The organism is Streptomyces sp. NPDC059850 (assembly GCF_042731515.1).
In the GTDB taxonomy this organism is placed as follows: domain Bacteria; phylum Actinomycetota; class Actinomycetes; order Streptomycetales; family Streptomycetaceae; genus Streptomyces.
In genome coordinates, this window is the sequence record NZ_JBHWJI010000012.1 from 1 (window position 1) to 14,668 (window position 14,668).

Below are 14,668 nucleotides of genomic sequence, written 5' to 3' on the forward strand. Positions count from 1 at the left end.
GTGCGGCTGGTGAGGTGGAGATGGGGTGCGCCGTTGCGGGCGAGCCAGCGTGCGAGGTGGGCGCCGAGCCCGCCGGTGCCGCCGGTGATGAGCGTCGTGCCGGTCGGCTGCCACGGAAGGCGGTTCGCGGACGGTGTGGGAGCGGCGTGGCCGAGGCGGCGGGCGTACGTACCGGTGGCGCGGATCGCGGCCTGGTCCTCGGGCTGCCCGGGCGCGAGCAGCGCCGCGAGACGGTCGGAGGTGTGGTGATCGATGACGGTCGGGAGGTCGATCAGCCCACCCCAGCGACGGGCGTGTTCCAGCGCGGCCGAGCGGCCGAGCCCCCAGGTCTGCGCCTGGCGCGGGCTGGGCAGCGGATCGGCGGGGTGGATGGCGACGGCACCCTGGGTGAGACACCACAGCGGTGCGGCGACCTCGGCGTCCCCGAGAGCCTGGACGAGGGCGGTGGTGGCCACGAGTCCGGAGGGCACGGCGATGTGAGCCGGATGCGGCTCCTGGGCGAGCGCGAGCAGGCTCACGATTCCCATCGGCTCGCCGTCAGCGGTGAGTCGGGTGAGTTCTTCCGCCAGATCCGCGCGATGGGCCTGCCGGGTGTCGAGCGTGTGGGGGAGGGGAGTGGCGCCATGCGCGGTGAGGGCCTGTACGACGGTCGCCACGGCGGGGTGGTCGGCCTGGTCGGACGGGATAAGGAGCAGCCAAGTGCCGGAAAGCGTGGCAGGTGCGGCGGGCGCGGAGAGTTGCTTCCACGTCGTCCGGTAGCGCCAAGAGTCGATGACCGCTTGCTCGCGATGCTGCCGCCGCCACGCCGAGAGAGTCGGCAACACGGCGCTCAGCATGGGCTGCTGATCGGCCGGAGAGTCGAGGGTCGCGGCGAGAGACTCCAGATCCTCGCGCTCCACGGCGTCCCAGAACGCCCGGTCCGCTTGCGCGGTCTCGGTGACGGGCGTAGCCGTCTCGGAGGAGGCGAGCCAGAAGTGCTGGCGCTGGAAGGCGTAGGTGGGGAGTGCGACGGTGCGTGGCGTCGGAACGGCGGGGAACCAGGGTGTCCAGTCGACGTCGATCCCGGCGGTGTGGAGTCGTGCGAGGGCGTTGGCGAAGGCTTGGGTTTCGGGTTGTTTGCGGGTGAGGGTGGAAGCGAGAAGGGGTGTGGGGTGGTTGTGGTGGTGGAGGGTGTGTTGGGTGGCGGTGGTCAGGGCGGGGTCCGGGCCGAGTTCGAGGTACGTACCGGTATGAGGCGCGGTGTGGGTGATGGCTTGGTGGAAGTGGACGGGCTGGCGGATGTGCTGGGCCCAGTACGCGGGGGTGGTGATGTCCTGGTCGGCGGGTAGCCCGGTGAGGTTGCTGAGGAGGGGGATGGCGGGCGGGTGGTACGTGAGATTGCTGATGGCCTGGGTGAAGGGTTCGGGGATGGGGTCCATCAGCGGTGAGTGGAAGGCGTGGCTGACGGTGAGCATCCGCGTCTTACGGCCGCGTTCGGCCCAGGCGGTGCTGATCTGCTGGACGAGCCTGATGGGGCCCGAGATCACGGTGTTGGTGGGGGTGTTGAGGGCGGCGACGCTGACCTGTCCGTCGGTCGCGGCGAGGTCTTCGCTCAGCTCGTCAGGGGTGGCGGTGATGGTGGCCATGCCGCCGCCTTCCGGGAGTCCACCCATCAACGTGGCGCGGGCGGCGACGAGTCGGCAGGCGTCCGGCAGGTCGAAGACACCGGCCACATGGGCGGCGGCGATTTCGCCGATGGAGTGGCCGATGACGGCGTCCGGGCGGACGCCAGTGGAGGCCAGCAGCCGGGCCAGGGCGATGTGCAGCGCGAACAGCCCTGCCTGGGCGTAGGTGGTGTGGTCCAGCAGCTGCGCGTGCTCCTGGTTGAACACGACGTCGCGGAGGGGGCGTTCCAGGTGGGGGTCCAGGAGGGTGCAGACCTCGTCGAAGGCTTCGGCGAAGACGGGGAACCGGTCGTACAACCCCGCGCCCATGCCGGTCCGTTGGCTGCCCTGTCCGCTGAACAGGAACACCGTCTGACCCGGCACGGTGAGGGTGTCCTCGGAGTGTGTAGCCCCGGCATGTGGTGCACCGGTCGCCAGGGCCTCCAAACCCGCCGCCAGTTCCTCGCGGCTGTCCCCGACGACGACGGCTCGGTGGTCGAAGAGCGAGCGGGTCTTCAACAACGACCAGCCGACCTCCACCGGCGAGACGTCATCGTCGGCGGTCACCCGGTCGAGCAGGGCGCTCGCCTGGCCGCGCAACGCCTCCGTACTCCGTGCCGACACCACCCACGGCACGACCCCGCCCGCCTCGGCGACCGGCAGTGCGGACTCCGCCGCGTCTTCCGGGGCCTGCTCCACGATCACGTGGGCGTTGGTGCCGCTGATGCCGAACGACGACACGCCTGCTCGGCGTGGATGCTCACCCCGGGACCACGGCACGGGCTCGGCCAGCAGCCGTACCTCGCCAGCCGTCCAGTCCACGTTCACACTCGGCTCGTCGATGTGCAGCGAGGCGGGCAGCAGCTCCTGTCGCATCGCCATCACCATCTTGATGACCCCGGCCACACCTGCGGCGGCCTGGGTGTGGCCGATGTTGGATTTGATGGAGCCGAGCCACAGCGGTCGATCGTGCGGGCGGTCCTGTCCGTAGGTGGCCAGCAGGGCCTGGGCCTCGATCGGGTCGCCGAGGGTGGTCCCCGTCCCATGCCCCTCCACCACATCGACCTCGGCGGGCGAGAGACGGGCGTTGGCGAGCGCCTGGCCGATGACCCGTTGCTGGGACGGTCCGTTCGGCGCCGTCAGGCCGTTGCTGGTGCCGTCCTGATTGACGGCTGAGCCCCGTACGAGCGCCAGCACCCGGTGGCCGTTGCGCCGCGCGTCCGACAGCCGCTCCAGCAGCAGTAGCCCGGCTCCTTCACCCCAGCCCGTGCCGTCGGCCGCCGAGGCGAAGGGCTTGCAGCGCCCGTCGACCGCCAGACCGCGCTGGCGGGAGAACTCGATGAAGGTGGTCGGCGTGGCCATCACGGTGACCCCGCCTGCCAGGGCGAGGGTGCATTCGCCCTGCCGCAGCGCCTGTGCTGCCAGATGCATCGCGACCAGCGACGACGAACACGCGGTGTCCACCGTCACCGCCGGTCCCTCCAGACCGAAGGTGTACGCCACCCGCCCGGACATCACGCTCGGAGTGCCGCCCGCCAGGAGATAGCCCTCGACCTCCTGGGCCGAAGAACTCCCGCCCGCGCCATAGCCCTGGTAGGTGCCGCCCGCGAAGACGCCGGTGTTGCTGCCGCTGAGCGTGTCGCGGTCGAGCCCGGCACTTTCGAACGTCTCCCACGCGGTTTCGAGGAGCAGCCGCTGCTGGGGGTCCATGGCGAGCGCCTCGCGCGGGCTGATGCTGAAGAACGCCGCGTCGAACGCGGCCGCGTCGTACAGGAAACCGCCCTCCCGCGCATAGCTGGTGCCCAGGCGCTCCGGATCGGGATCGAAGAGCGTGTCCAGGTCCCAGTGCCGGTCGGTGGGCATCGCCGCGACGGCGTCCCGGCCCTCGGCGACCAGCTTCCACAGCTCCTCCGGGGAGCGCACTCCGCCGGGGTAGCGGCAGGCCATGCCGATGATCGCGATGGGCTCGTCATCGGCGGCCATGGAGGACACATGGCTGCTGACAGCGGCCTGCTGACCGGTGAGTTCGGCGCGCAGATAGGTGGCGAGCGCGCTCGGCGTGGGATGGTCGAAGACGAGGGCGGGAGCGAGTTCCAGACCGGTGGTCGTGGCGAGCTGATTGCGCAGTTCGACGGCGGTGAGCGAGTCGAAGCCGAGTTCCTGGAAGGGCTGCGTGGCCGGTACCGCGTCGAGGTCGGGATGGCCGAGGATGGTTGCGGCAAGGGTCTGAATGTGGCGCACCAGGAGCGGCTGTCGCTGGTCCGCCGTGGCGGCGGCGAGCTGCTGCCGCAGCGGAGTGGCCGCGGCGGCGGGTGCTGCGGGGGCCGTGTCCTCCATCGCGGGTGCCATCACGGGAGTGAGGAACGGGCTCGGGCGCTGCGTCGTGAAGGCGCCGCCGAACCTCTCCCAGTCGACATCGGCCACCGTGACCGTGGCGTCGTCGTGCGTCAGGGCGTGGTGCAGGGACTTGATGGCGAGATCGGTGGTCAGCGGGGAGAGACCGCGCCGCCTGAGATGAGAGAGCGTGTTCTCGTCGGCGGCCATGCCCGCCTCGCTCCACGGTCCCCAGGCGATGCTGGTGGCGGGGAGCCCTTGGGAACGGCGGTGTTCGGCGAGGGCGTCGAGGTACGCGTTCGCCGCCGCGTACGCGGCCTGCTGCCCGCTACCCCAGGTCGCGGCGTTGGACGAGAAGAGCACGAACGCGTCGAGGTCGAGGTCCCGGGTGATCTCATGCAGATGAGCGGCGGCCAGCGCCTTGGAGTGCAGTACGTACTGCAGCCGCTCGGGAGCCAGCTCGGCGATCGGGCCGAGGTCCATGGTTCCGGCGGTGTGGATGACGGTGGTCAGGGGGTGTTCGGCGGGGACGTAGTCGATGAGGTGCTGCAGCGCGGCGCGGTTCGAGACGTCGCACGCGGTGATGGTGACCGAGGCACCCAAGGCGATGAGTTCTTCGCTGAGTTGGGCAGCTCCGGGCGCGTCGGGGCCGGACCGGCTGATGAGATGGAGACGCGGCGCGCCGTTGCGGGCGAGCCAGCGCGCGATGTGGGCGCCGAGCCCGCCCGTGCCGCCGGTGATGAGTGTCGTACCGGTCGGCCGCCAGGGAACGGGATTCGCGGACGATGCGGGAGTGGCGTGGCCGAGGCGCCGGGCGTACGTGCCAGCGGTACGGATCGCGGCCTGGTCCTCGGGCTGCCCGGGGACCAGCAGGGCGGCCAGCCGGGCGGCGGTGTGGTGGGTCACGGTGGCGGGCATATCGATGAGCCCACCCCACCGTTGCGGGTGTTCGAGGGCGGCGACCCGGCCCAGCCCCCAGACCTGGGCCTGCACCGGGTGGGGGAGCAGATCCGTACGGCTGGTGGCGACCGCACCTTGCGTGAGGCACCACAGGGGAGCGGTGACACCGGCGTCGCCCAGGGCTTGGATCAGGGTGACGGTGCCGAGGAGCCCGGCAGGGACGGCGGAGTGTTCGGGATGCGCCGTGGTGTCGAGGGCGAGCAGACTGAGCACACCTGAGACCGGGGCATCCTCGACCAGCCGGGTCAGCCGCTCGGTGAGGGTGCCACGGCGCTCTGCAGGGAGCACCTGGATGGACGCGGTGCCACCATGAGCCTGAAGCGCCTGGACGACGGTCTGGACCGTGGCGTGGTCCTCCTGACCGACGGAGACGACCACCAGCCACGTACCGCTCAGGGCCGCCGTGGCGGCGTCGGGCAGCTGCTCCCAGGTGGCCCGGTAGCGCCAGGAGTTGATGACGGCCTGCTCGCGGTGCTGACGCCGCCAGGCCGACAGGACGGGGAGCGCGGGCAGCAGCGCGTCGATACCGGGGCTGTCCTTCTCCAGCTGCAGTGTGCTCGTGAGGGCATCGACATCCAGCTCTTCGATGGCATGCCACAGCTGCGCCTCGGCCGGGTCCGTCCCCGCAGCGGCGCCGCTGATACGGGCATCGGGGCGGGCGAGCCAGAACCGCTGGTGCTGGAAGGCGTACGTCGGCAGGGCCACCGTTCGTGGCGTGGGGTCGGTCGGGAACCAGCTGGTCCAGTCCACGTCGACCCCGGCGGTGTGGAGCCGTGCGAGGGTGTGGCCGAAGGCGCGTACGTCGGGCTGCTTACGGGTGAGCGTGGCGGCGACCAGTGGGTTGGTGTCCGTAGTCGCGTGGGCGAGGGTGTGTTGTGTGGCGGTGGCGAGGACTGGGTCCGGTCCCAGTTCCAGGAAGGCGCCTGTCTCGGGGGCGATGCGGGTGATGGCGGGGTGGAAGTGGACGGGCTGGCGGATGTGTTCGGCCCAGTAGCCGGGGGTGGCGATGCGCTCGTCGGCTAGATCTCCGGTGAGGTTGCTGAGCAGCGGGAGGGTGGGCCGGTGGTAGGTCAGGTCCGTGATGGCCTGGGTGAAGGGTTCCAGGATGGGGTCCATCAGGGGGGAGTGGAAGGCGTGGCTGACGGTCAGGGTCTTGGTCTTGCGGCCCTTGTCGGCCCAGGCGGCGCTGATCTGGGCGACCAGTTCGCTGGGGCCGGAGATGACGGTGTTGCCGGGGGTGTTGAGGGCGGCGATGCTGACCTGGCCGTCGGTGGCGGTGAGATCGTCGGCTAGTTCGTCGGGGGTGGCGGCGATGGTGGCCATGCCGCCGCCTTCCGGGAGCTTGCCCATGAGGGTGGCGCGGGCGGCCACCAGGCGGCAGGCGTCCGGCAGGTCGAAGACGCCTGCGATGTGGGCGGCGGCGATTTCGCCGATGGAGTGGCCGATGACGGCATCGGGGTGGATGCCGGTGGATGCCAGGAGCCGGGCAAGAGCGATGTGGAGGGCGAAGAGTCCAGCTTGGGCGTAGGTGGTGTGATCCAGCAGCTGCGCGTGCTGCTGGTTGAACACGACATCGCGAAGCGGGTGTTCCAGGTGGGGGTCCAGGAGGGCGCAGACCTCGTCGAAGGCTTCGGCGAAGACCGGGAACCGGTCGTACAACCCCGCGCCCATTCCCGACCGTTGGCTGCCCTGCCCGCTGAACAGGAAAACGGTCTGGCCCGCAGCGCTCGCGGCGCCTCCGGGATGTACGACGGTCGGGTGGGGCGCACCGTTCGCCAGGGCCTGCAAGCCCGCCGCCAGTTCCTCGTGGCTGTCCCCGACGATGACGGCTCGGTGGTCGAAGAGCGAGCGGGTCTTCAACAGTGACCAGCCGACCTCGACCGGCGATACGTCATCGTCGGCGGTCACCCGGTCGAGCAGGGCGCCCGCCTGGCCGCGCAGCGCCTCCGTACTCCGTGCCGACACCATCCACGGCACCACACCGCCCGCCTCGGCGACCGGCGGTGCGGACTCCGCCGCGTCTTCCGGGGCCTGTTCCAGGATCAGATGGGCGTTCGTACCCGAGATGCCGAACGACGACACACCTGCCCGGCGTGGATGCTCGCCCCGAGACCACTCCGCCGCCTCGGTCAGCAGCCGCACCTCACCAGCCGTCCAGTCCACATGCGGGGTCGGCTCATCGATGTGCAGCGAGGCGGGCAGCAGCCCGTGCCGCATCGCCATCACCATCTTGATCACACCCGCGGCACCCGCCGCCATCTGCGCGTGGCCGATGTTGGACTTGATGGAGCCGAGCCACAGCGGTCGGCCCTCCGGCCGGTCCTGCCCGTAGGTGGCCAGCAGCGCCTGCGCCTCGATCGGGTCTCCGAGCGTGGTCCCGGTGCCGTGCGCCTCGACCGCGTCCACCTCGGACGGCGTCAGGCGGGCGTTGGCGAGCGCCTGCCGGATGACCCGCTGCTGGGACGGTCCGTTCGGCGCCGTCAGACCGTTGCTGGCACCGTCCTGGTTGACCGCAGAGCCCCGTACGAGTGCCATCACCCGGTGGCCGTTGCGCCGCGCGTCGGACAGCCGCTCCAGCAGCAGGACACCGACGCCCTCGGACATGGTCATACCGTCGCTGTTCGCGGAGAACGCCTTGGACCTGCCGTCCGGGGCGAGCCCCCGCAGCTCGCTGAAGCCGATGAGACCGGCCGTCGAGGACATCACGGCGACCCCGCCCGCCAGCGCCATATCGCATTCGCCCTGCCGGATCGACTGGCAGGCGAGATGCAGGGCGACCAGCGACGACGAGCACGCGGTGTCCACCGTCACCGCGGCCCCCTCCAGGCCCAGGGTGTACGCGACCCGCCCGGACACCACGCTCGCGGAGTTGCCGATGGTGAAGTACCCGGCCGAGCCTTCGGGCACCTGGGAGGCGTCCGTGCAGTAGTCGAGGTGGTCGCAGCCGATGAAGGTGCCGGTGAGGCTGGACCGCAGCGATTCCGGATCGATGCCCGCGTGCTCGATGGCCTCCCACGACGCCTCCAGGGCGAGCCGCTGCTGCGGTGCCATGCCCAGGGCCTCGCGCGGGCTGATGCCGAAGAACGCGGCGTCGAATCCCGCGGGGTCGTCCAGGAAGCCGCCCTCGCGGCAGTAGCTGGTGCCCGGGTGCTCCGGGTCGGGGTGGAAGAGGGCGTCCAGATCCCAGTCGCGGTCCGTGGGCAGTTCCGTGATGGCGTCCCGCCCGGTGGCGACCAGCTGCCACAGCTCGTCCGGGGAGCGCACTCCGCCCGGGAAACGGCACGACATGCCCACGATGGCGACCGGTTCGTGTCCGGCCGACTCGACATCCTTCAGACGGCGCTGTGTCTGACGCAGGTCCGCCGTCACACGCTTCAGATAGTCGAGAAGCTTCTCTTCATTGTTCGCCATTGTCGGCGCACCCACTTCCCTCGGCGAGAACCCGCGACATCGAACCGCTAGCGGCGACGGCAGTCGTAACTGCCCCGCAGCGTTGTTCCGTCGGAGAAGGTGAAGCTGGTGGCGTCCTTGAAATGTCCCGGACCGAGCACCTGGTAATCGTCCACCACGTCCATGTTCACGCCTTCGGTCTTGCCGGTGGCGCTGGGCGTGACCACCTGGCTGAGCGGCCCCTTGAACACCAGGTGGCCGTTCCGCCAGCCGGGCGAGGAGTAATTCGCGGAGGATCCCCAGTTGTCGTGGTACTGGACGATGAACTTTCCGTCCACGGGATCCCAGCCGAACGACGACCGGCCGATCAGCTGGCCGGGTTCCATGGTCGCGTCGGTGTAGTAGTAATGCCCGCCCATGACCCGCTTCGTGGTCAGGTGCATCACCGCGGCCTTACTGCCCGGTGGAGGTGTGTATTCGCAGGTGTAGGACCCGAGGAGGAAGTCCAGCGCGCGCATCTGGGGCGGTGCGGGCAGCGGGTTCGCGGGACGCGACGGCTTGTCGCCCGCGTCGCCCGCGTCGGGCACGGCGCTCACCGGAGTGACGGCGAACGCCACGAGACCCACGGCGACAAGACCTGTGTGCACTGCCTTCCGGATACGCATACGCAACTCCCATCGGTCATCGGGTTGATCGGGCGCTGACCTGCGGCTGAGTCACCTGCAAGCCCTGAGCGGATACGGCGACCATCATTTGCGCCGTCCCTAAAGGTGCTCTAACGCGTGGCTTGGCGCCGCGCCTCATTAGCCCAGCTTTAGACCGGCCGCCGAGCATGAAGCCGGACGCCGGGACGAAGGAGGATGAGGATGGCGATGAGCGGCTGGCAGGCGCTGGAGAAATACGTCGATCAGGCACCCACCTCGAAGGAGATGATGGGCTGGATCGAACTGATCGTCAGCCAAGGTATTCGCCGGGCGGGCTATTCCGCCGACAGCTGGACCGAGGAGTGGGCCGCCGAACAGTTCCGGGAAACCGGTCTTGAGGACGTCCGGCTGGAGCCGCTGGATACGCCGGTGTGGCGGCCGAGGTCCGCCGCCTTCGAGATCTGGCCCGCCGACCGCCCCGGGGAGGTCACCCGCTTCACCGGACTCGCCCTGCCGTACACCACCCCCACCGAGGGCACCGAAGGGCGGCTGGTGCGGATGGAGGACGGGGAGGTGGGCGGTGGCATCGCCGTCCAGGAGATCGGCTTCACCCAGCTGCCGCAGACGGAGGTGCAGGCCCGGGCCACCGATGCCTACGACCCCGAGGGCGTCTTCCCCGACCTGGTCCAGACCGTGCCGTTCGACCTTCCGCATGTGCTGGACTTCGACATCGCCATCAAGGACGGGGCGACCGCCTACGTCGGGCTGCTCACCGGTGTGCCCTGGGAGACCAGCGACTTCTACTGGCCCTATGACGCCGAGCCGCGCTCGATCCCTGGCATCTGGCTGAGCGGCAGCGACGGTGAACGGGTCCGCGAGCTGATGGCTTCCGGCGCCTGCGAGGGCCGGATCATCTCCGATGCCACTCTCACCGAGGAGACCACCCACAATGTGGTGGGCACCCTGCCCGGCGCCTCGGACCACTGGGTGATCGTCGGGTCGCACCACGACGGACCGTGGGCCTCGGCGGTGGAGGACGCGTCAGGCGTGGCGCTCGTCCTGGCGCAGGCCAGGTTCTGGGCGTCGGTGCCGCAGGAGCTGCGCCCGCACAACATGCTGTTCCTGCTGACGTCGGGCCATATGGCCGGGGCCGCGGGCACCCAGGCGTTCATCGCGGCGCATCCGGAGCTGTTCCCGCAGGTCGTCCTCGAAATGCATCTGGAACACGCGGCGCGCCAGGCCGTCTTGGTCGACGGCGAGGTCGTGCCCACCGACGATCCGGAGGTGCGCTGGTGGTTCACCACGCAGGCGCCCGCGCTGGAGCGGCTGGTGGCCGATTCGATCGCGGCCGAGGATCTGCGTCGTTCATGGATCCTGTCACCGACCGCCTTCGCACCGAACCCGGCCACCGACGGCGCGTACTTCTACTACACGGGTGTGCCGCTGGTGCAGCTGATCACCACGCCGATGTACATCTTCGACCCGAGGGACACCCCCGACAAGGTGGACCAGCAGAGCCTGGTGCCGCTGACCATGGGCGCGGCGCGGATCATCGCCGGGACGCACGGCTGTGACCCGGACACCCTGCGAGTGCCGATCGAGTCCGCCTGACGGCTGACGGCTGACGTCCGTACGGGAGCGGCCCGCCGGTCTTCCCGGCGGGCCGCCCTCATGGTGCCGTCATCAGCGGGTGCGCAGCGCGCACGTGGCCTTGGCCGTCTTGCGCGGGTCGCTCTCGGAGCGGGCGGTGAGGACGACCTTGCCGTGCCGGTCGGCCCCGCTCTTCGCGGTCACGGCCACGCCCACGTCGACCGAGGTTCCGGCCTTGGCGGTGGCGAGCTGGTTGGGCAGCCACGCGGACCAGCCACGGCCGGTGGCCGAGGCCGACAGCCGGTAGACGTCCGAGCCCAGACGGGCACCGGCGTTTCCGGCGCGGCCGGTGTTGGCGAGGTCGAAGGTGCAGGTGGCACGGCCCTTCGAGGGGTTGCCCCGCACCACGCCACGGTCCAGGTCGACGCCGCGCCGCTGCGGCCCGGAGCCGTCCAGGGAGCGGATGGCGATGGTGTACGAGAGCACCCCGGACCGGTCGCGCTTCAGGTCGAGGACGTAGAAGTGCAGCCGGTTGGCCTTGTCGGTGTACTCGTACTGGCTGCCCGAGTCGGCCCCGGCGTGGAAGAGCGCGTCGCTGAGCTGCCGGTAGTCGCCCATGGTGATCTTCTGCGTGGTGCCGTCGGGGCGCTGGAAGTCCACCATGTCGATGTCCTCGGGGTGGGCGTCGATCACCCAGGCGAACGGGGCCTGATCCTTGTTCTTCGTCTTGCTGATCAGCACGCCGTTGTCCGGGGTGAACGAGTCCATGCCCATGCGGTCCACGACCTCGACGGTGTAGTTGTCGTAGCCACCGCCGTCGCACAGCGGGTCGGTCTTCCGGTCGCAGGACGGCGAGAGGTCGCTGCCCAGGGTGATGTTGACGCCCGCGAGCCCCTTCTCGCCCGGTGGTGCGGAGCGTGCCGTGACCCGGGCGACGGCGAGTCCGGAGTCCTTCAGCGTGTCCCGGTCCAGGCGCAGGACGTTCTTCTCGTCCACGATGCCCAGCTTCAGCTTGTCGCGCAGCACATGCTGGGCGCCCATCGAGCCCCCGGCGGTGGCGGGTATCTGCCACCGGGTGTGCGGGCCGCCGGGGCCGTTGAACGTGCCACGGGAGAGCATGCCCCAGATGCCGGTGTAGGCGCGGCTGAGGGGAGTGCCGTAGGGGTTGTTGTAGTTGTCGCCTATGCCCAGGATGTGGCTGAGTTCATGGGCGTACACGGCCATGCCGGAGCTTTCGGTCTGGAGCGATGAGCCGTCCGTCGCGTTGGGCCAGATACGGGCCGCAGCCTGCCACGACGTCCACGGTACGTAGCGGGTCGCCGCCGCGTTGCTCCCGCTCCCGATGGGAACCGGCGGGCCCCATACGGCCGGTACGTCCTGCCGGTCGGCGAACTTCATCTGCCCGAACTCCTGCCAGGTGGACGACTCGTCCTGCCCGGCGGCGAGGTAGAAGACGAAGTCGAACTTCCCGGTCTCCTCGGCGCCCGCGTCGGCGGTCCAGGCCGCCTTCGCGTCGGCCCGGATGTCCTTGCCACAGGTGTCCCCGGTCGGGCAGGCGCCCGGGTTCATCGAGTCCTCCACCCCGTACTGGTAGGACTTCGACGGCATGCGGTACACGCCGAAGGCCGTCAGGTCGACGCCGATGCGGCCACCGGAGTCCTCCATCCAGTACTCGTTGATGGTGTGGCCGTTGTTGAGCGTGCCGGGCTTGTTGAGGAAGTCCTCGTAGAACTGGGGCAGGCGGTCGCGCGGTATCCCGGAGGCGGACGGCTGCGGGTTGCCGAACAGCGTCGATCCCGCGGGCTGGCTGACCGTGAACTCCTCGTCCGGGTAGTCGAGGAGCACCAGCGCGCCCTTGAAGGTGCGCTGGGTGGGCTCGACATCGGGGTCGGCCCAGCGGGTGCCGGGGACCGCGCGGTAGTCGGCCCACGTCATGTCGTCGGGGTTGCGCCAGCGCTGCGGGTCGATCGGCTCGACGAGGGGCGGTCGGGCGCTCGGCGTACGGTCGGGGATGGCCCCCGCGGGCCCGGCGGCGACGGCGGCCAGGGCGGCGAAAAGCGTGGCGACGACCGTTAATCGACGGACTCGTCTTCGGCGGAGGAACAAGGCTCACCTCTTGTCCGGGAAGTTTTGCTCAGAATGACCAGCCGTGCGAGGTATGACTACCGCTGCCACGGTAGGCCGGGGCCCGAGGTGACGCCAGAGTGCCGTTGTGGCGTCCGCGAAGGAAACCCGCGTGTGCACACTGCGCCGATGAGCCGCCGATGAGTCGTTGAGGAGCCGCTGACGAGCCGTTGACGAGCCGGAATCCCACCGCACACGGCTGCGGAGCCACGCCGAAAAGCGCGATAGCGTGTACAGGCCAACGGGAAGGCTGCCGCCGCCTCCTGTATGGCGCGACGTGTGGAAACCAGTCCAAGGAGCCCTCTTGACCAGCCCAGAACAGCGCATGGCTGACCTGCTCAAGACCTTCGGTGAGCCAGCGGCGTGCACCGCGTACCTGCTGTGCGACCGGCATCCGGCCGACGCCGTGGCGTTCACCGTGGTGAGCAAGGACCTGACCAGCCATGACATGACGTTCGGCCAGCTCCGCGACCGCTCGTCGCGCATGGCGAGTGCCCTGGCCGCCCTGGGGGTCGGGGCCGGTGACCGGGTCGCCACCCTGATGGGCAAGTCCGCCGAGCTGCTCATCGTGTCCCTCGCCGTCTGGCGGCTCGGGGCCGTCCAGGTGCCGCTGTTCACCGCGTTCGCCCCGCCCGCCATCGCGCTGCGCACCACCGGCAACGGCACCAAGGCTGTGATCACCGACGCCGACCAGCGCCCGAAGCTGGACCCGGAAGCCGGTTTCCCCGGCGAGCGGCCCTGGCAGATCATCACGACCGGCCCGGCCACCGGCACCGACCTCGCCTTCTCCGAGCTGCTGGAGTCGCACGACCCGCAGCCCGAACCGGTGGCGGTGGGTGGCGACGCCACCATCGTGGAGCTGTTCACCTCCGGCACGGCGGGCTCCCCGAAGGCCGTGCCGATTCCGCTGAACGCCGTCGCGGGCTTCGCGATGTACCAGGAGTTCGGCCTGGACCACCAGCCCACCGACGTGTTCTGGAACGCCGCCGACCCGGGATGGGCGTACGGCCTGTACTACGCCATCATCGGGCCGCTCGCCCTCGGCCGCCGCAGCCTGCTGTTCAGCAGCCTGTTCTCCGCCGAGGACACCTGGAACGTGCTCTCCCGCTACGGCGTCACCAACTTCACCGCCGGGCCCACCGTCTACCGCAAGCTGCGTGCGTCCGGTGGCGCCCCCGGCGACCTGCGGCTGCGCTGCTGCTCCGCGGCCGGTGAACCGCTGCCCACGGACGTCGTGGACTGGGCGCGGGAGACGCTCGGCGTCCCCGTACGCGACCACTACGGCCTGACCGAGACCGGCATGGTCATCACCCACGCCTGGCATCAGACGCTGCGCACCGACCTCAAGACCGGCTCCATGGGCCGTCCCATGCCCGGCTGGTCGGTGAAGATCCTGCGCGAGGACACCAACTCCGCCGAGGCGGCGACGGGTGTCCCCGGCCGGGTGGCGATCGACGTCGCGGGCAGCCCGCTGATGTGGTTCAGGGGCTACCTCGGCGCTCCGGAGCGCACGGCCGAGAAGTTCAGCCCCGACGGGCGGTGGTTCTACACCGGCGACACCGCGGCACAGGACGAGGAGGGCGACCTGTTCTTCTCTGGGCGCGGCGACGACATCATCCTGATGGCGGGCTACCGCATCGGGCCCTTCGAGGTGGAGAGCGTGCTGCAGGAGCACGACGCCGTGGCGGAGGCCGCCGCGGTGGGCATCCCGCACGACGAGTACGGCGAGGTCATCGAGGCCTTCGTCGTCCTGCGTCCCGGCGCCACGCCCGGCGAGGCGCTCGCCACCGAGCTGCAGCAGATCGTCCGGGACCGGTTCGCCAAGCACGCGTACCCGCGGCGGATCCACTTCGTGGACGAGCTGCCCAAGACGTCCAGTGGCAAGACGCAGCGGTTCCTGCTGCGCCCGCAGCCGACCACCGGCCGGGGCCGCTGACGCTCCGTAACCCGCGAACTCACAGCCTTGGGCCCTGGTCCCCGTGT

General features: G+C 70.3%; 5 protein-coding genes. 2 read left to right on the plus strand and 3 right to left on the minus strand.

Features of this window, described 5'->3' with window-relative positions:
• On the minus strand, nt 1-8,348 hold an 8,348-nt coding region (locus ACFV9T_RS12205), incomplete at its 3' end, for a type I polyketide synthase (protein ID WP_385439007.1).
• A 47-nt stretch (nt 8,349-8,395) separates the two neighbouring features.
• Nucleotides 8,396-8,992 carry a hypothetical protein gene (locus ACFV9T_RS12210; protein ID WP_385439008.1) on the minus strand — a complete coding sequence of 199 codons (597 nt, stop codon included), beginning with the start codon at nt 8,990-8,992 and terminating at the stop codon, nt 8,396-8,398.
• A 201-nt stretch (nt 8,993-9,193) separates the two neighbouring features.
• On the opposite strand from ACFV9T_RS12210, the gene ACFV9T_RS12215 reads away from it, so the two are divergent.
• Nucleotides 9,194-10,582, plus strand: a complete 1,389-nt coding sequence (locus ACFV9T_RS12215) for a M28 family metallopeptidase (protein WP_385439010.1) — start codon at nt 9,194-9,196, stop codon at nt 10,580-10,582.
• Between the two features lie 72 nt (nt 10,583-10,654).
• Here ACFV9T_RS12215 and ACFV9T_RS12220 read toward each other — a convergent pair whose 3' ends face one another.
• Nucleotides 10,655-12,667, minus strand: a complete 2,013-nt coding sequence (locus ACFV9T_RS12220; RefSeq protein WP_385439013.1) for a M6 family metalloprotease domain-containing protein — start codon at nt 12,665-12,667, stop codon at nt 10,655-10,657.
• A 322-nt stretch (nt 12,668-12,989) separates the two neighbouring features.
• Between ACFV9T_RS12220 and ACFV9T_RS12225 the strand changes: the two genes are divergently transcribed.
• Nucleotides 12,990-14,621 (plus strand): AMP-binding protein, encoded by a 1,632-nt coding sequence (locus ACFV9T_RS12225; RefSeq protein WP_385439016.1) that lies wholly within the window; start codon nt 12,990-12,992, stop codon nt 14,619-14,621.
• The last annotated feature ends 47 nt before the right edge of the window (nt 14,622-14,668 follow it).

Excerpts from the sequence above, each read along its gene's own strand:
- ACFV9T_RS12210 (WP_385439008.1), bottom strand. The coding sequence starts at position 8,992 with ATGCGTATCCGGAAGGCAGTGCACACAGGTCTTGTCGCCGTGGGTCTC.
- ACFV9T_RS12215 (WP_385439010.1), top strand. The coding sequence starts at position 9,194 with ATGGCGATGAGCGGCTGGCAGGCGCTGGAGAAATACGTCGATCAGGCA.